At 76.9% G+C, this 19,575-nt stretch carries 4 protein-coding genes; 3 read left to right on the top strand and 1 reads right to left on the bottom strand.

The annotated features are described in order from the left end of the window. Positions 1–3 precede the first annotated feature (3 nt). Positions 4–1,332, bottom strand: a complete 1,329-nt coding sequence (gene entS, locus WCD74_RS02260; RefSeq protein WP_337693191.1) for an enterobactin transporter EntS — start codon at positions 1,330–1,332, stop codon at positions 4–6. A 247-nt stretch (positions 1,333–1,579) separates the two neighbouring features. Between entS and WCD74_RS02255 the strand changes: the two genes are divergently transcribed. Genes WCD74_RS02255 through WCD74_RS02245 form a run of 3 tightly spaced genes read left to right on the top strand, consistent with a single transcriptional unit; the run spans position 1,580 to position 19,574 of the window. Next, entirely contained in the window at positions 1,580–6,325 is a 4,746-nt protein-coding gene (locus WCD74_RS02255) for a non-ribosomal peptide synthetase (RefSeq protein WP_337693190.1), read from the top strand. Next, the gene (locus tag WCD74_RS02250; RefSeq protein ID WP_337693189.1) at positions 6,322–18,606 is read left to right on the top strand and encodes a non-ribosomal peptide synthetase; all 12,285 of its coding nucleotides are present in this window, start codon (positions 6,322–6,324) and stop codon (positions 18,604–18,606) included. Before WCD74_RS02255 ends, WCD74_RS02250 begins: the two co-directional genes overlap by 4 nt. Continuing rightward, on the top strand, positions 18,603–19,574 hold the full coding sequence (locus WCD74_RS02245; RefSeq protein WP_337693188.1) for an ABC transporter substrate-binding protein: 972 nt from the start codon (positions 18,603–18,605) through the stop codon (positions 19,572–19,574). The genes WCD74_RS02250 and WCD74_RS02245 overlap by 4 nt, the downstream gene beginning before the upstream one ends. The last annotated feature ends 1 nt before the right edge of the window (position 19,575 follow it).

Here is a 19,575-nt window from a genome sequence, read left to right as displayed (position 1 = left end):
GTCTCAGCGCTGGTCGGGTTCGCGCGAGGCCACCTCGACGACCTCGGTGACCTCGACCGCCTCCGGCTCGATCGGCGCGTGCTCGGTGACACCGGGCGGGGGCTCCTCCTCCGGCGTGTGCAGCGAGGCGCGCCGCAGCGGGGGCAGGACGGCGGCCAGGGCCGCCGTCGCGACGACGCAGACCGCGCCGCCCGCCGCGATCGCCGGCCCCGGGCCGAGCAGCCGCGAGGCCACGCCGGCCTCCACACCGCCGGCCGACGGCCCGACCGTGGCCTGCGCGAGCCACACGCTGGAGACCCGGCCCTGGAGGTGGTCCGGCGTCGCGTCGGCGAGCAGCGCGCGGCGGAGGATCTCCGAGATCATGTCGGCGGCGCCCGCGATCGCGAGGAACGGCAGCGCCCACGCCAGCGAGGGCGACAGCCCGAACGCGGCGATCGCGGCGCCGTACAGCCCGACCGCGACGAGCAGGACCCGGCCGGTCCGCCGCACGGTGGTGGTCCACCCGCTGGTGAGCGCCGCGATCATCGCGCCGACGGCGGGCGCGGTGTAGAGCAGCCCGGCCGCCTGGGGCCCCTGGTCCAGGACCTCCACGACGACCTGCGGGAACAGCACGTGCGGCAGGGCGAAGAGCATGGCGGCGACGTCCACGAGCAGCACGCCCCGCACCACCCGGTTGCGCACGACGAAGCCCGCGCCCTCGCGCAGTGACTCGAGCGGGTGGGCGGTCACCTCACCGGACGGGCGCAGCGACGGCAGGAACCACAGCAGCGCCGTCGTCACGGCGGAGGCGACCGCGCAGAGCCCGAAGTTCACCGCGAGCCCGGGCCCGGCGATGAGCAGGCCCGCGACGGACGGTCCGACGACCGCGCCGATCTGGGTCGAGAGCGCCACCAGCGCCCCGGCGGCGGCGAGCTGGTCGCGGCGCACGATCGCGGGCGTCACGGCCATCAGCGCCGACTGGCTCACCGCGGTCGCCCCGTTCACCGCGACGCACACGTAGAGCACCCACAGCTGCGGGTTCGGCACGGCGGCGTTGACCGCGAGCACCCCGAAGACGACCGCCGCGGCCCCGCGGCAGACGAGGATGATCGTCCGGCGGTCCCAGCGGTCGGCGACGACCCCGCCGGCGAGCGTGCCGACCAGGGTGGTGGCGCCGACCAGCGCGGCCGCCAGGCTGACGTGCAGCGACGACCGGGTCATCGCGTAGACCTGCCAGGGCACGCCCACCGTGGTCAGCGCGATGCCGAACAGCGAGACCACCCGGGCGGCGAACACGAGCCGGAACTCCGCGCTCGACCGCAGGGGCGAGACGTCGATCATGAACAGCCGCATCGCGCTCCCTCGCCGATTCCGATGTTCCGCCGTTCGCCGAACCGTAGGTGAGGCTAGCCATACCAGCCACACCGCGGGGTGGGCCACCGGAGAGAGACTGAACCCTCACTCTGCGCAACGAGCAGGTGGTGTGGGTAGTCGACCGTGGACGTGGCGAGCATCGCGTCCGGCCAGCGGTTGTCCCGCGAACTTAGGGTTGCTTTACTCGCCGACCGGCGGACGTGCTGACGGGATCGAGGAGGAGCAGGTGGCGGACGGCGAGCTCCCGCTCACCGCGGCGCAGGCGGGCATCTGGTTCGCCCAGATCCTCGACCCGGGCAATCCCGTCTACACGACGGGGGAGCGCGTCGACCTGCACGGCGCGCTGGACGCCGAGGCGTTCGTGACGGCGGTCCGGACGGCGGTCGACGAGGCCGACGCGCTGCACGTGCGGGTCCGCGAGGTGGACGGCGAGCCGCGGCAGCGGTTCCTCGCCCCCGGGGAGCGCCCCGACTGGAGCGTCGAGCGCGTCGACCTGCGCGACGAGGCCGACCCGGAGGCCGCGGCCGCCGCGTGGATGCGCGCGGCGCTCGCGGAGCCGATCGACCCGTCGTCGGGAACGCTGCTCTTCGGGCAGGCGCTGCTGCGCCTCGGCGAGGACCACCACGTCTGGTTCCACCGCTACCACCACCTGGTCATGGACGCGTACGGCTTCTCGCTGATCGCGCGCCGCGTCGCCGCGGTGGCGAGCGCGCTGGTCGCGGGCGAGGAGATCCCGGCCCGCCGGTTCGGCTCCGCGGCCGAGCTCCTCGCCGGCGAGCACGAGCTGAGCGCGGCGCACCGCGAGGCCGACCGCGCGTTCTTCGCCGAGCGGTTCCCGTCGGCGCCCGACGCGGTCACCCTCGGCCCGGGCGCGGCCCTCACCTCGCACACCTTCCTGCGCGAGGGCACGACCCTGCCCGCCGCGGTGATCGAGGGCCTCGGGTCGTCGTGGCCGAACGCGGTCGTCGCGGCGGTGGCGGTGCTGCTCGCCCGGCACGGGTCGGGCGGGCCGGAGGACGCGCCGGGCGAGGTCGTCGTCGGCGTCCCCATGATGAACCGCCTGACCGGGCCGAACCGGTCGGTGGCCTCGACGACCCCGGGCATGCTCGTGACGATCGTGCCGGTGCGCGTGACGGTCGACCCGGCGGCCACGGTGGCCGACCTCGTCGCGTCCGTGGCCGCCGAGGTGACCGAGGCGCGGGAGCACGCGCGGTACGGCGTGGAGGACCTGCGGCGCGACCGGTCAGGCCGCACGGAGCGGTCCGTGCCGTGGGTCAACGTCAAGCCGTTCGCGGACGCCCCGACGATCGGGGACGTCACCGGCACCGCCCGCCCGGTCTCCGGCGGCCCCGTCCACGACCTCGCCGTCAACGCCCAGCGCGCGCCCGACGGCTCGCTGCACCTCGACGTCGACGCCAACCCGGCGGCGCACGACCCGACGGTGCTCGCCGGCCACACGCGCCGCCTCGCGAGGCTCATCACGACGATGGCCGGGGCGGGACCCGACGTGCGCGTCGGCGCGCTGCCCCTGCTCGACGACGAGGAGGCCGCGGCCGCGCTCACGGCCGGGACCGGCCCGTCGCTGCCGGTCGACTGGTCACGGCGGTCCCTCGCCGGGCTGCTGGGCGACGCCGTGCGCGAGGGCGGGGACCGACCCGCCGTCGGGACCCTCACCTACGCCGAGCTGGACCGGCGGGCCCGGGCGGTCGCCGCGGAACTGGTGGCCGCGGGTGCGGGGCCGGACGCGCTGGTGGCGCTGGCGCTCCCGCGGGACGAGCAGCTGGTCGTCGGGGTGCTGGCCGCCGTGTACGCCGAGGCCGGATGGGTGCCGCTGGACCTCGACGTCCCGCCGGCCCGGTTGGGCGCGATCCTCGAGGACGCGGCACCGGTGGTGGCGCTCGTGGCCGCGGACACCGCGGCGGCGTTCGGGGAGGCGGCGCCGGGCGTGCCCACCCTGGATGTCAGCAGTGCGGCCATGCTGACGTCGGACGGCACAGAAGCACCCGGTACGGACGCCCACGCGGCTCACGTCATCCACACCTCCGGCTCGACCGGCCGGCCGAAGGGCGTCGTCGTCCCGCGGGCGGCGCTGCGGACGTTCCTGCTCGACATGCTCCCGCGGACGGCCCTGGCGCCGGGCTCGACGCTGGTCGCGGTCACGACCGTCGGGTTCGACATCGCCGCGCTCGAACTCCTGGTACCGCTGCTGGCCGGCGCGCGGATCGTCGTCGCGCCACGGCGCACCGTGCAGGACCCGGCGAAGCTCACGGCGCTGATCGCCGAGACCCCGCGCCCGCTGACGGTGCAGGCGACGCCGACCCTGTACCGCGCGCTGCTCGACGTCGGGGCCACGCTGGACGAGGTCACCGTGCTGGTCGGCGGCGAGGCGCTGCCCGCGTCGCTGCACGCCGACCTGCTCGCGGCCGGTGCCCGCTCGGTGACCAACCTCTACGGCCCCACCGAGACGACCGTCTGGTCGACCACGTCCGGGGGCACCCCCATCGGCCGCGCCATCACGGGCACGACGGCCCACGTCCTGGACCCGGCGCTGCAGCCGGTGCCGCCGGGCGTCGTGGGGGAGCTCTACCTCGCCGGGGCCGGGGTCGCGCGCGGCTACCTCGACCGGCCGGGGCTGACCGCGGAGCGCTTCGTCGCCGACCCGCACGGGCCCGCCGGCACCCGGATGTACCGCACCGGCGACCTCGCCCGCCGCGACGACGACGGCGACCTGCACTACGTCGGGCGCGCCGACCAGCAGGTCAAGGTCCGCGGCCACCGCATCGAGCCGGGGGAGATCGAGGCCGCGCTCGACGAGCTGGACGGGGTGTCCCGCAGCGTCGTGACGGTGCGCGACGACCGGCTCGTCGCCTTCCTCGTCGGCCCGTCCGACCTGGACGTCGGCACCGTCCGCGAGCGCCTCGGCGGCCGCCTGCCCGCGCACCTGCTGCCCTCCGCCGTCGTCGTGCTCGACGCCTTCCCGGAGACGCCGAACGGCAAGATCGACCGCAAGCGGCTCCCCGACCCCGGGACGTCCCGACGGCGGGCCGCGCGGGCCCCGTCCGGACCGGCCGAGACCGAGGTGTGCGCGCTCGTGTCGGAGCTCCTCGGCGCCGAGGCGGGCCCCGACGACGACTTCTTCGCCCTCGGCGGCCACTCCCTGCTCGCGGCCCGCCTCGTCGCGCGGCTCGGGCGCGGCCTGACCGTGCGCGACGTGTTCGACGCCCCGACGCTGGCGGACCTCGCGGCGGCCCTGCCGGCGGAGGACTCTTCCGCGTCCGAGGCCGGCAGTGACGCATCGCCGGCACCGGAGGTGCTGTCGCGCGACGGCGAGGCGCCGCTGTCGCCGGCCCAACGCAGCCTGTGGTTCCTCCACCGCCTGCAGGGGCCGACGGCGACCTGGACGATCCCGCTGGTCCTGTACGGCACGTTCGAGGACGGCCCGCTGGAGGCCGCGCTGCGCGACGTCGTCGAGCGGCACGAGCCGCTGCGGACGATCCCGCGCGAGGACGACGACGGGGTGTGGCAGCGGGTCGTCGAGCCGGACGTGCGGCTGCACCTCACCGACACGCAGGACGCCGAGGCCGCGATCGAGCAGGCCGTGCGGGAGCCGCTCGACGTCGGGAACGAGATCCCCCTACGGGCCACGCTCGTGCGGAACGGGGCCGAGGACGCCCTGGTCCTCGCCGTGCACCACGTGGCGGCCGACGAGTGGTCGCTCGCGACGCTGGTCGACGACCTCGCGCACGCCTACGACGCCCGCCGACGGGACGAGGCCCCGGCGTTCGCCCCGCTGCCGACGACCTACGGCCGGTACAGCCGCGCACGCACCTGGTCGCCCGCCGCCCTCGACCGCCGGCGGGAGCGCCTCGCGGACGCGCCCGCCGAGGTGACGGTCGCGCCCGACCGTCCGCGGCCGGCGCGCCCGACCCCGGCGGGCGGCGAGGTCCGGTTCACCTGGGACGCCGCGCTGCACCGCGACGTGCGGGCCCTGGCGCGGGCGACCGGGACGACGACGTTCATGGTCGTGCACGCGGCGCTGGCGGTGCTGCTGGGCGAGGACGACGTCGTGATCGGCGCGCCGGTGGCACGGCGCGACGAGGAGGAGCTGGAGCCGCTCGTCGGGTTGTTCGTCGGGCTGGTGGCGCTGCGGGTCCGGACGGCGGGGGCAGGGACGGTGCGGGAGCTGCTGGCGCGGGTCCGCGACGCCGACCTCGACGCGGTCGCCGACGCGGACGTCCCGTTCGACACCGTCGTCGCCGCCGTCGACCCGCCGCGCGTCCGGGGCCGGCACCCGCTCTTCCAGGTCATGCTGTCCCACCGCGAGGTGCGCGCCGAGGAACCGTGGCGCTCGGAGCTGCGCGGCACCGGGACGGCCAAGCTCGACCTCACCGTGGAGCTCACCGAGACCCGCGGGGCCGACGGGATCGGCGGCCGGCTGGAGTACGCCGCGGAGCTGTACGACGAGGCGACCGCCCGGACGGTCGTCGACGAGCTCGAGCGGGTGCTGCGCGCGCTGGTGGCGGACGCCGACGGTGCGCTGGCCGGGTTGAGCGAAGGGGCCCTCCGGTCGGGTAGTTCGAGCGATGGTGCCCTTCGCTCGGAACCGGGCGGCGCGGCTCCGGATGGCGAAGGGCGCCCTTCGGCGACTAGTTCGAGCGAGGGTGCCGTTCGGTCGCCGGAGGCGGAGCGCGCGCTGGTCGGGGTGATCGCGGACGTGCTCGGCGTCGAGACGGTGGCAGCGGACGCCGACTTCTTCGCCCTCGGCGGCGACAGCATCGCCTCGATCCGCGTGTCCTCCCGCGCCCGGGGTGCGGGCTGGCTGATCGAGGTGGCGGACGTCCTGGACCTGCGCACCGCCGCCGGGCTCGCGACCGTCGCCCGACCCGCCGACGGGACCACCCCCGCCGTCACGAACGCACCGCTGGTGGACCTCGACGAGGACGAGTTCGACGACCTCGGGTTCGACGAGTGAGCGCCCGTCCGAAGGGCGTCGCGGACGTCCTCCCGCTCACGCCGCTGCAGCGCGGGCTGGTCTACCTCGCACGCCGCGACGGGGACGAGGGCACCGACGAGGGCACCGACCCGTACACGATCCAGCTCGTCCTGCACGGCGACGGCCCGGACCCCGAGCGGCTGCACGGCGCGCTCGACGCGGTGCTGGCCCGCCACGACGTGCTGCGCGCCGCGATCCGCGACCGCAAGCGGGGCGAGCCGGTCGCGGTCGTCCCGACGACGGCCCGGGTCGGGTGGCGCGACGAGACCGCGGCCTCCGACGACGAGGCCGAGCGGCTCGTCACCGCGGAGCGCACCGCCCGCTTCGACCTGGCGACGCCGCCGCTGGTGCGGGCGCTGCTCGTGCGGGTGGGCGAGGGCTGGCGGCTCGCGATCACGATCCACCACGTCGTCGTCGACGGCTGGTCGCTCGGCCCGCTGCTGCGCGAGCTGCTGGCGACGGCCGAGGGCACGCCGCCGACCGGCGACCCCGTCCCGTTCCGGCGCCACCTCGAGCACCTCGCGACCCTCGACCGCGACACCGCCGCGAAGCGCCTCGCCGACGACCTCGCCGGGATCGACGAGCCGACGCTGCTGGTCGGCGCGTCGTCGGGCACCGGCCTGCCGTCGTCGGTGACGGTCGACCTGCCACCGCTGCGCAGCGACCGGCACACGCTCGCGACGCAGCTGCAGGCGGCGTGGGGGATCGTGCTGGCGCGGCTGACCGGTCGCGACGACGTCGTGCTCGGCACGACCGTCTCGGGCCGCCCGGCCGCGCTCGACGGGGTCGAGGACATGATCGGGCCGTTCGTGACGACGCTGCCGACGCGCGTGTCGGTGGCGTCCCCGGGCACGGTGGGCGACCTGCTCGACGACCTCGCCCGCCGCGGCCGCGACCGACTCGCCGACGAGCACGCCGACCTCGCGGCCGTGCAGCGCCTGACCGGGGTGGACGGCGAGCTCTTCGACACGCTCGTCGTCGTCGAGAACGTGGGCCTGGATCCGTCGAAGCTGGCCGCGCTCGCCCCGTCGGTGGGCGTGCGCGAGGTGACGATCCACGACGCGACGCACTACCCGGTGTCCGTCGTGGCCCTTCCGGCGCACGGCGACGAGCCCGCGCGGCTGCGGCTGGCGCACCGGCTGCCCGACGCGGACGCGGCGGTCCTCCTGGACCGGCTGGTGCGGGTGCTGGGCGCGCTGGAGGACCTGGACGCGCCGGTGGCGGCGATCGAGGTGACCTCGCCGGAGGAGCGCCGCGAGCTGATCCGGGTCGGCAACACCTCCGAGCGCTCGACCCCGACGACGTGGCCCGCGCTGTTCACCGCGGCGGCCCGGCGCGACCCGGAGAAGCCGGCGGTCGTCGTCGGCGGGCCGGATCCGGCCGTCGTCGGGACCCTGACCTGGGCCGAGCTGGACGCGCGGTCGTCGGCGGTGGCGTCGGCGCTGCACGCCCGAGGAATCGGCCCGGGCTCCGTGGTGGGCGTGTCGCTGCCGCGGTCGCCGGACCTGATCGTCGCGCTGGCGGGCGTGCTGCGCTGCGGAGCGGCGTACCTGCCGCTGGACCCGGACTACCCGGCGGACCGGCTGGAGTACATGGTCGCCGACTCCGGGGCGGCGCTGGTGATCGACGATGTGGATTCTCTGACGTCCAACGTCAGCATGGCCGCACTGCTGACACCACCCGACCCCGACGACGCCGCCTACCTCATCTACACCTCCGGCTCGACCGGCCGACCCAAGGGCGTCGTCGTGCCCCACGCCGGGGTCGCCGACCTGATCGCCACGGCCACCGACCCGGAACGGCTCGCCGTCACCCCGGACTCGACGGTCGCGATGTTCGCCAGCGTGAGCTTCGACCTGGCCTTCTTCGAGATGTCGATGGCGCTGTGCGTCGGCGGGACGCTCGTCGTCGTCCCGACCGCCCTGCGCGCCCCCGACCACGCCCTCGCCGCCTACCTGCGCGAGCACGGCGTCACGCACGCCGCGCTGCCGCCGAGCGTGACCGGCGCGCTGCCCCCGGACGCGCCGCTGCCCGAGCCGATGACGATCCTCGTCGGGACCGAGGCCGTGCCGCCGGAGCTGGTCGCGCGCTGGGGGTACGGCCGCCGGTTGTTCGACGCGTACGGCCCGACCGAGGTCACCGTCAACGCCACCCTCGGCGCGCTGCGCCCGGACGACGTGGCCCGGACCGGCGCGGCCCCGATCGGGCGCGTCGACGTCGGCGGGCGGGCCTACGTGCTCGACCGCCGCCTCCAGCCGGTGCCCACCGGCGTCCCCGGCGAGCTCTACCTCGCGGGCGCCGGCCTGGCCCGCGGCTACCACGGTCGCCCCGACCTCACCGCCGACCGCTTCGTCGCGGACCCATTCGGCGGGCCGGGCGAGCGGATGTACCGGACCGGCGACCTCGTCCGCCGCCGTCCCGCGCTCCTTCCCGACGGCGGGTCCGACCCCTGGCCGGGCGAGCTCGACTACCTCGGCCGGGTCGACGAGCAGGTGTCCCTGCGCGGGTTCCGCGTGGAGCCGGGCGAGGTGGCGTCCGTGCTGGCGGAGGACCCGGGCGTCGGGCAGGCGCTCGCGGTGGTCCGGCATGACGACGGGCGCGCGCGCCTGGTCGCCTACGTGACGCCGGGTTCCGGGGCACCCGAGCCGGCCGCGCTGCGCGAGCGCGCCGCCGCGCGGCTGCCCGAGCACATGGTGCCCGCGGCCGTCGTCGTGCTCGACGCCTTCCCGCTCACGCCGAACGCGAAGATCGACCGCGCGCGGCTGCCCGCCCCGGAGTTCGCAGGTGGCGGCGGCCGCGCGGCGTCGACGGAGGCCGAGCGCGCCCTGTGCGGGGCGCTGGCCGAGGTGCTCGACCTCGAGGACGTCGGCCCGGACGACGACTTCTTCGCGCTCGGCGGCGACTCCATCGTCGCGTTGTCGCTGGTCAGCCGGGCCCGGCGGGCCGGCTGGATCCTCACGCCCCGCCAGGTCGTCGAGCAGCGGACGGCGGGGGCGCTGGCGACCGTGGCGGTGCGCGAGGTCGCCGAGGAGGCCGCACCGGTGGCCGACGACGGGACGGGGCGCGTCGAGCTCACCCCGGTCGCCCGCGCGTGGCTCGAGCGGGGGTACTCGCGGCGCTACCACCAGCGGGTGCTGGTCGACCGGCCCGACGGGGACCTGCCGGCGGCCCTCGACGCGGTCCTCGCGCGCCACGACCTGCTCCGCGCGCGCCTGGTCCGCGGCGACGAGCCGTACCTCGACGTGCCGGCGCCGGGCTCGGTGTCGGCGGCCGACGTCCTCGGTGATCACCAGACCTCCACGCGGCCGGAGGGGGACGCCGGAGCCACGTCAGGGACCGATGATCATGACGCTCTGGTCGAGCGCACGGCCGACCGGCTCGACCCGGAGGCCGGGCGGATGCTCACGGCCGCCGTCGTCGGGGACCGCCTGCTGCTCGTCGGCCACCACCTCGTCGTCGACGCGGTGTCGTGGCGGGTGATCACCGAGGACCTGCAGCGCGCCGCGGCCGGCGAGACCCTGGATCCGGTCCCGACCTCCTTCCGCACACACACCGCCGACCTCGCCGAGCAGGCCTCCACGCGGGCGGGCGAGCGCGAGCACTGGCTGGCCGCCGCCCCCGACCCCGGGCCCGCCGACCGGGGCACCGTCTCCGACCAGCGCCACCACCACGTGACCGTGCCCGCCGAGGTGGCCACCCCGCTGCTCACCGAGCTTCCCGCCGCCGTCCGGGGCGGCATCGACGACGTCCTGCTCACCGCGATGCTGCTCGCGACCGGCGCCGACGAGCTCGTCGTCGACCGGGAGCGCCACGGCCGGGAGTCCGACCGGGACCTGTCGCGGACGGTCGGCTGGTTCACCGTCACCCATCCCGTCCGGCTGCGCCCCGCCGCCCATCCCGGCGCCACGCTCAAGGCGGTCAAGGAGCAACTGCGCGCGACGCCGGGCGGCGGCGCCGGATGGGGCCTGCTCCGCGAGGTCGCGCGCGACGCCGACCTGCGCGCGGCCGCCACGCCGCCGGTCCTGGTCAACTACCTCGGCCGCACCACCGGCGACTTCAGCGGCGGGGCCGACGACGACATGCCGCTCGCCCACGTCCTGGAGGTCAACGCCCAGCGCGCCGACGACGACGGGCTCCTCGCGCGGTTCTCCACGGCGGTCCTGCCCGACGACGAGGTCGCGGCGCTGGCCGACGCCTTCGTCACGGCGTGCCGGCAGCTGGTCGCGTCCGAGGTGCAGGGCGCGACCCCGTCGGACTTCCCGCTCGTCGCGCTGACCCAGGACGACGTGGACGCGCTGGGCGCGGTCGACGACGTCCTCCCGCCCAGCCCGCTCGCCGAGGGCATCCTCGCGACGACGGCGCTCGAGGGCGACGACGACGTGTACGCGGTCGCCCTCGAGATCGAGCTGTCCGCCGCGCCGACCGACGAGCAGCGGGCCGCCCTGGACCGCGCCGCCACCGCGCTGATCGCCCGGCACGACGCGCTGCGCGAGTCGTTCCCGCAGGTCTCGAGCGGCCGCTGGGTCACCGCGATCGGCACGGAGCCGGTCAGCCCGCTGTGGACCTACCGGGTGGAGGGCCACCGGCTCGTCGTCGAGGCCCACCACGCGGTGCTCGACGGCTGGTCGGTGCCGGTCCTGGTGCGCGAGTGGTTCGCGCTGTGGACCGCGGCGCTGGACGGCGCCAGGGACGACGCCGACCTGGTGGCCGCCGCCGGACTCGGCCCGACCTACCCGCACCGCCGTCACCTCGCCCGCCTGGACGCGCGCGACACCACCGTCGACCGGGAGGCCTGGCGCGCCGCCCTCGCGGACCTCGACGGCCCGACGCTGCTGGCGGACGCCCTGTCGTCGGGAACGGGCGAGGGCACCGGCGAGCGCGACCGGGTGCTCGACTCCGCCGGCCTGGCCCGGACCGCCCGCGACCTCGGCGTCACGGCGGCGACGATGCTGCAGGTCGCGTGGGCGCTGGTGCTGTCGCGGACGACGGGTCGCGACGACGTCGTCCTCGGCCAGACCGTCTCGGGCCGACCGGCGGACGTCGAAGGGGTCGACGACGCGGTCGGGCTCTACATCACGACGATCCCGGTGCGGGTGCGGCTGCGCGACGACGAGCCGCTCGCCGACCTCGTGGTCCGCGTCCAGGCCGAGCAGGCCGCGCTGCTCGACCACCACGACCTCGGGCTCCAGGGGATCCAGCGCGCCGCCGGGGTGGGGGATCTGTTCGACACCCTGCTCGTCGTCGAGAACTACCCGCTGGACCCGGCCGCCGTCGACGCCGCGCTGCCCGCGGGGCTGCACGTCGAGGCCGTCCGCAACGACGACGCCCCGCACTACCCGGCGAGCCTCGTCGCGACCCCGGGCCCCGAGGGCCTGCACCTGCGGCTCACCCACCGCCGGCACGTCGTGGACGACGCCGCGGCCGACGCCCTGCTCGACCGCGTCGAGGCCGCGCTGCGCCTGCTCGTCGAGTCCCCCGAGGAGGCCCAGGGCCCGCTGGACCTGCTCGACGACGCGACCCGGGACGCCGTCCTCGCGGGTGGCCCCGACCGGGCCTTCCCGACGACGACGCTGGCGGCGGCCGTCGTCGCGGGCCTGCGGCGCGAGCCGGACGCCCCCGCCGTCGTGACCCCGGACGGGACGACGGTGACCCGGCGCGAGCTCGACGACCGCTCGGCGGCGCTGGCCTCCGGGCTCGCGTCCCGCGGCATCGGGCGCGGGGACGTCGTCGGCGTGGCGTGGCCGCGGTCGGCGGAGCTCATCGTGGCGCTGGTCGGCGTGCTGCGGGCCGGCGCCGCGTACCTCCCGCTGGACCCGGACCACCCGGCCGACCGCCGCGAGTTCATGCTCGTCGACTCCGGGGCACGGGTCGTCCTGGACGACAGCAATGCGTCACTGCTGTCACTGGACGCCAGCAGTGACGCATTGCCGGCACCGGAGGTGCACCCCGACGACGCCGCGTACGTCCTCTACACCTCCGGCTCGACCGGCCGGCCGAAGGGCGTCGTCGTCACCCACGCCGCGATCATGAACCGGCTCGCGTGGATGCAGGAGCGGTTCGCGCTCGGAGCCCACGACGCCGTCCTGCAGAAGACGCCGTCGACGTTCGACGTCAGCGTGTGGGAGTTCTTCTGGCCGCTGGTCGACGGGGCGCCGATGGTGCTGGCCGCCCCCGGCCGGCACGGCGACCCGGAGCACCTCGTCGAACGGATCGCGGCCGGGAGCGTCACGACGCTGCACTTCGTCCCCTCGATGCTGCGGCCGTTCCTGGACCACCTCGGGAGCACGGCGACGGCGGTCGGATCGCTGCGTCGCGTCGTCACCTCCGGCGAGGGCCTGCCCGGCGCGCTCGCACGGCGCTGCCTCGATCTGCTGCCCGGCGTCGAGCTGCACAACCTCTACGGCCCCACCGAGGCGGCCGTCGACGTCACCGCGATCCGCGTCGAGGGCGCGGACGTGACGATCGGGCCGCCGGTCGCGAACACCGGCGTGCGGGTCCTGGACACCCGCCTGCGCCCGGTCGCCCCGGGCGTCGCCGGCGAGCTGTACCTCACGGGGATCCAGCTCGCCCGCGGCTACCACGGCCGGCCCGCGCTGACCGCCGACCGCTTCGTCGCGGACCCGTTCGGCCGCCCCGGCACCCGGATGTACCGCACCGGCGACGTCGTCCGGCGCCGTCCCGACGGCGACCTCGAGCACCTCGGCCGCGCCGACGACCAGGTCAAGATCCGGGGCTTCCGGGTCGAGCTGGGCGAGGTCGAGAGCGCGCTCGCGGCCGACCCGGGTGTCGCGCAGGCCGTCGCGAGCGTGCGGACGACGGAGGCCGGGGCGGTGCGGCTCGTCGCGCACGTGGTGCCCCACGGCGACGTCGACCCCGAGGAGCTGCGGCAGCGGGCCGCCGCGACCCTGCCCGAGCACATGGTCCCGTCGTCGATCGTGCTGCTCGACGACCTGCCGCTGACCCCCAGCGGCAAGGTCGACCGCCGCGCGCTGCCCGACGACGTCCCCGACGTCGGGTCGCGGGGCCGGGCACCGTCCGGGCCGGTCGAGGAGGCCCTCGCGGACGCGGTCGCCGCCGTGCTGGGGGTGGAGCTGGTCCCCGCCGACGCCGACTTCCTCGCGCTCGGGGGCGACTCCATCCTCGCGATCGCGGTCGTCGCGAAGGCCCGGGCCGCGGGGCTGCAGGTCACGCCGCGACAGGTCCTCACCCACCGCACGGTCGAGGCCCTGGCCGCCGCGGCCGGCGAGGTGACCGGGGCGGTCGCCGAGCAGGACCCGACCGAGGCGCCGCTCCCGCCGATCGCGGTCGCGCTGCTCGACGCCGGGCCCTGGCGGCGGTTCCACCAGTGGCGGGCGTTCCCCCTGGCCGAGGCGCCGGACCTCGACGCGGCGGTCGCGGCCCATCCCGCCCTGCGCGTCCGGGTCGACCCAGAGCGCCGCCGGATGGTCGTGCAGGACGAGCACCCCGGTCCGGTCGTCGTCGAGGCGGACCTGCCGGTCGAGCAGGCCGCGCGCGAGGCGGCGGACCGGCTCGACCCGGAGCGCGGGGTGGTCGTGCAGGGCGTGCGGACGACCGGTCAGCTCGTGGTCGTCATCCACCACGTCGCCGTCGACGCCGTGTCGTGGCTGCACCTCGACGGGCCCGCGACCCCCGGCTACCTGCGCTGGACCACGCGGCTCGCCGACGAGGCCCCGTCGCTGCGCGGCCAGCTCGACGGCTGGGCGGCGGTCCTGCGCCGCGACACCGACGCGCTCCCGACCCGCGACATCCTCGACCCGCGCCGGGACGTCGCCTCCGCGCTGCACCGCCGCGAGCTGCGCGTCCCGGCGGCGGGGCTGGCGTCCGCGGCCGCCCGGGTCGGTGGCGGTGTGGAGGACGCGGTGCTGGCCGCGCTGGCGCTCGCCGTGACCGGCGACCTGGTCGTCGAGGTCGAGGCGCACGGCCGTCCGGACGAGCTGTCGGACGTCGTCGGCTGGTTCACGACGGCGGCTCCGGTGCGCGTCTCCTCGTCCTCGGACCCGGCCTCGTCCCCCGTCGCTCCGCTCGCCCTGGCCCGCACGCTCCGCCACGCCGTCGCCGCGCGCCGCCGCCTCCCCGGGCCGGACCGCGCCTTCGGCCAGCTCCGGTGGCTCGACGACGAGGGCGCGCGCGTGCTCGGGGCGCTGCCCGGGCCGGAGGTCGCCCTGAACTACCTGGGCCGCTCCACCGGCGGCGGTGGCGGCCTGCACGGCGGCGGCGACCCCGACCGTCCCGCGACCGTGCCGCTGTCGATCGACGCCCTGCTCGAGGACGACCTGCTGGTGGTCCGCGCCGCGTGGCCGGAGGCGGTCCTTCCCGACGACGGGGCGGGGGAGGTCCTGGACGCGTTCGCCGCGGCGATCGGCGAGCTCGCCGGGCTGGCCGGGGCCGACCTCGGGACGCTCGCCGGACCCGCCGTCGTGACCGCCCCGCTGTCCGACGCCGCCCTGGAGCAGGTGCTGGCCGAGGTCGGGGCACCCGTCGTCGACGTCCTGCCGCCGAGCCCGCTGGCCGAGGGACTGGTGCTGCTCGCGCCGGGGCCCGACGCAGCAGACTCGGGCGCGGACGACCCGTACACGATCCAGCTGACCATCCCGCTGTCCGGCGCCGTCGACGCGGCGTCCCTGGAGGCGGCGCTCACCGCGACCGTCGCCCGCCACGACGCCCTGCGCACCGTCCTCCCGGCGGGGCCCGACGGACGACCGGTCGCGGTCGTCCTCGCCGACCCGGCGTCCAGGATGTTCCGGGTCGACCGCCGCGCGCCGGACGCCGTCGCGGCCGACGACCGACGGCCCTTCGACCTCGCCCGCGGCCCGCTGCTGCGCGCGACGCTCGCCGACGGGGCGCTGGTGCTGACGGTGCACCACGTGGCGATCGACGGCTGGTCCATGCCGATCCTCGTGCGGGACCTGCTCGCGACCTGGGCCGGGTCGGCGCCCCGGGACGCGGCGCCCGCCCACCGCGACCACCTGGCCCGGCTCGCCGCGCGCGACCCCGAGGCCGACCTGGCGTCGTGGCGCGAGCACCTCGCGGGGTTCGAGAGCCCGACCGTGCTCGCGCCCGATGTCACGGTGGACGGCGGGCGCCCGACCCGCGAGCCGGTGCCGACCACGGTCGACCCGGCCGCGGTGGCGCGGCGGCACGGGGTGACCGTCGCGACCGTCCTGCAGACCGCGTGGGGCGTGCTGCTCGGGTGGGCGACCGGGTCCGACGACGTGGTGCTGCTGCAGACCGTGTCGGGTCGGGGCCCGGAGGACGGGGACACCGTCGGGCTGTTCATCGACACCGTGCCGGTGCGCGTCCGGCCGCGGGCGGGGACGACGGTCCGGGCGCTGCTGGGCGAGGTCCGCGACGCGCAGGCGGCGCTGACCGGGGCCGAGCACGTCGGGCTCGCCGCGATCCAGCGGGCGGCCGGGCTGCCGGAGCTGGGCGACACGCTGCTCGTCGTCGAGAACTACCCCGTCGACGCCGCGGCGCTGCCCGCGCCGCAGGGCGTGGAGGTCGGGCCGATCGCGGCGGACGACGGGACGCACTACCCGGTCTGCGTGGTCGGGACGGGGGAGGGCGTGCACCTCGCGCACCACCTCGGACAGGACGAGGGCCGGACGTGGGTCCAGCGTCTGGGACGCGTGCTGGACGCCCTGGCGCAGGACGGGCCGGTCGCGGCGATCGACCCCCTGGACGAGGCGTCGCGCCGGCTCGTCGTCGAGACCTGGAACGACACCGCGGTCGACGCGGGGGAGCGGACGTGGCCGGAGTGGTTCGACGCGACCGTGGCCTCGTCGCCGGACGCGACGGCCGTCGTCGGGGAGACCCTCGACGGCACGACGGCGAGCTGGACCTACGCCGAGCTGGACGAGCGCTCGGCGGCGGTGGCCGCGTCGTTGCGGGCGCGGGGGATCGGGCCGGAGGACGTCGTCGGGGTGGCGCTGCCGCGGACCCCGGACCTGGTCGTCGGGCTGGTCGCCGTGCTGCGTGCGGGTGCCGCGTACCTGCCGCTGGACCCGGACTACCCGGCGGACCGGCTGCGGTTCACGGTCGCGGACGCGGGCGTGCGGGTCGTGCTGACGGTGCCGGAGGTGTCGCTGCCCGACTTCGACGATGTGGATTTCGTGACGTTGGGCGTCAGCAAGGCCGCAGTGCTGACACCACCCGAGGTGCTCCACCCCGACCACGCCGCGTACGTCATCCACACCTCCGGCTCGACCGGCCGACCCAAGGGCGTCGTGGTGCCGCACCGGGTGGTGCCGTCCCTCGTGGCCACCGCGACCGACCGGCTCGGACTCCGGCCCGGGGCACGGGTGCTGCAGTTCGCCTCGCCCGGGTTCGACGTGGCCTTCTGGGAGCTGACGATGGCGCTCGCGGTCGGCGCGACGCTGGTCGTGGCGCCGAGCCGCGTCCGGGTGCCCGACCGCGCGCTCACCGACTTCCTCGCCGAGCACCACCTCGGCGCGGGCGACGTGCTGATCCTCCCGCCCGCCCTGGTCGCGGCCCTGCCCGACGACGCGGAGCTGCCGGACGAGGCGGTGCTCCTCGTGGGCACCGAGGCCGTGCCGCCGGCCGTCATCGAGCGCTGGGCCGCGCGGATGCGCGTGTTCAACGCCTACGGCCCGACCGAGGTGGCCGTGAACTCCACGCTCGGCGAGACCGACCCGGCGTCCGGGGCGAGCGGGCGGGTGCCGATCGGCGTGCCCGACCCGAACACCACCGCGTACGTCCTCGACCCGGCCCTGCGCCCGGTGCCCCCGGGCGGGGTCGGCGAGCTCTACCTCGGCGGTCCCGGCCTGGCGCGGGGCTACCTGGGCCGCCCGGACCTCACCGCCGACCGCTTCGTCGCGAACCCCTTCGAGGGGCCGGGGACGCGGATGTACCGGACCGGCGACGTCGTGCGCCGCCTGCCCGACGGCCGGCTGGACCACCTGGGCCGCGCGGACGACCAGGTCAAGGTCCGCGGGTACCGCATCGAGCTGGGCGAGGTCGCCGCCGCGGTCGCCGGCGCGCCCGGGGTGGAGCGGGCGGTCGCGGACACCCGCCCCGGCCCGGGCGGGACCCGGCGGCTCGTGAGCTGGTTCGTCGGGACCGCCGACCCGGAGACCCTCCGCGGGCACCTCACGGACGTGCTGCCCGCGCCGATGGTGCCGACGGCGCTCGTCCCGGTCGCCGACATCCCGACCCTGCCCTCGGGCAAGACCGACCGCCGCGCCCTCCCGGAGCCCGACCTGGACACGGCGGGGCGGGCACCGCGCACGACGGCCGAGCGGGAGATCGCGGAGGTCGTCGCGCAGGTGCTGGACCTCGCCGCGCTGCCCGACGTCGACGCCGCCTTCACCGACCTCGGCGGCCACTCGCTGCTGCTCCCGGTCCTGCGCCGGGGGCTCGCCGGGATCGGGCTCGACGTCGGGATCGCGGAGCTGCTCGGTCGCCCGACGGTCGCCGACCTCGCCCGCCTCCGCGACGGCGGGCCCTCCGACGGGCCGGGGCGCCGGGTCAGCCTGCGCGAGGGCGACGGGCGACCGGTCGTCCTGCTGCCCGGCGCCGGCGGCACGGCCTACCCCTACGCCGCGCTGGCCGCGACCCTCGGCGACCGCCCCGTCCGGGCGCTGCAGGGAGCGGAACTGCTCGGCGAGCCGGGCGCGACCACCATCGACGCGGCCGTGGCGGACGTGCTGGAGCAGCTGGACGAGCTCGAGGCCGGGGAGGTCGACCTCGTGGGCTGGTCCTACGGCGGGGTCGTGGCCGCCGCGGTGGCCCGGGAGCTCGGGGACCGGCTCCGCTCGCTCACGCTGCTCGACGCCTGGCCGGGCCTGGGTGACGCCGACCCCGGCGACCCGGCCGCCTTCCTCGCCGACGTGCTCGGCGTCGGGCCGGTCGACGACGAGACCGGGCTCGCGTCCGCGGTCGCCGCCGACGCGGCGCTGGCCGAGCTCTACCCTCCCGACGTCCTGCACGGCGCGGTCCGCCACGTCGAGCACGCCCGGGCGGTCCTGCGGACGCACCGCCCGGAGCCGCTGGCCACGGACGCGCCCGTGACCGTCGTCGTCGCGACGCACGGCGGCAGCGACACCGGCGAGCACGTCGAGCGGGCCCGGGCGGTCTGGGCGCCCGTCCTGCCCGACCACGCCCGGTTCGTCACGGTGGACGCCGACCACGTCGGGCTGCTGCGCCCGGGCGGGGTGGCGTCGACCGGACGGTTCGTGCACGAGACCATCACCGCAACCACGGACACGGAGGACGCACAGTGACGTACCGACCCACCCGACGGTCCCTGCTCGCCGGCGCGGGCGGGCTGGCCGCGCTGGCGGCGCTGGCCGCGTGCGGGGACTCCGGCGGCGGCACCGCCGGGCCGACGAACGCCGACGGCCCCAGCCGCCAGATCCAGGGTGCGAACGGTCCGGTCACGATCCCGGCGAACCCGCAGCGCATCGCGTGCGTGGACTTCTACACCACCTACGCCCTGCTCGACGTCGACGTCACGCCGGTCGCCACCGCGCAGGCCACCGTCGGCGGGGTGTACGCGCCCTACCAGCAGCGCTACGACGCGATCCCGAAGCTGGGGCAGCCGACCTCGATCAACGTCGAGGCGGTCGCGGCGGCCACGCCGGACCTCATCCTGGGCACGAAGGTCCCGACGATGCAGCCCGGCCTGGAGCAGAACCTGCAGGCGATCGCGCCGACGGTGATGTTCGACGCCGGCAGCGAGCCCGGCACGTGGAAGCAGCGCGCCCTGGCCACCGCGGACGCCGTGAACCGGGCGGCGGCCGGCCAGCAGGTGGCGGGGGAGTACGACCAGCACGCCGCGCGCATCCGTGAGCAGTTCGCCGCCACGCTCGGCCGCACGACGTGGGGCCTGGTCCGCGGCAGCTCCGGCGGGGCCTTCTTCGCGGACTACCCGACCTCGTGGAGCGGGGTCGTGCTCGCCGACGCCGGGATGCGGTTCGGCGCGGCGACCGCGGGCAAGCGCGGTGCGGGCCAGCGGCTGTCCTACGAGCAGGCCTCGCAGCTCGCCGACTGCGACGTCCTGCTCTACCTCGCCGACGCGCAGGGGCAGGTCGAGGCGAACACCCAGGCGCTGCTCGCCCAGCCGGTGTTCCAGCAGCTCCCGGCGGTCGCGGCGGGGCGGGCGTTCCCGCTGCCGAACTACTACGCCACGCACTACCGCCAGGGCGACGCGGTGCTCAGCACCCTCGAGCAGCTCCTGCCGCGCCTGTAGA

Source organism: Actinomycetospora aurantiaca, from assembly GCF_037401875.1.
GTDB lineage: Bacteria > Actinomycetota > Actinomycetes > Mycobacteriales > Pseudonocardiaceae > Actinomycetospora > Actinomycetospora aurantiaca.
The sequence above is the reverse complement of the archived record's forward strand: the minus strand, read 5'-3'. Positions and strand labels throughout refer to the sequence as shown.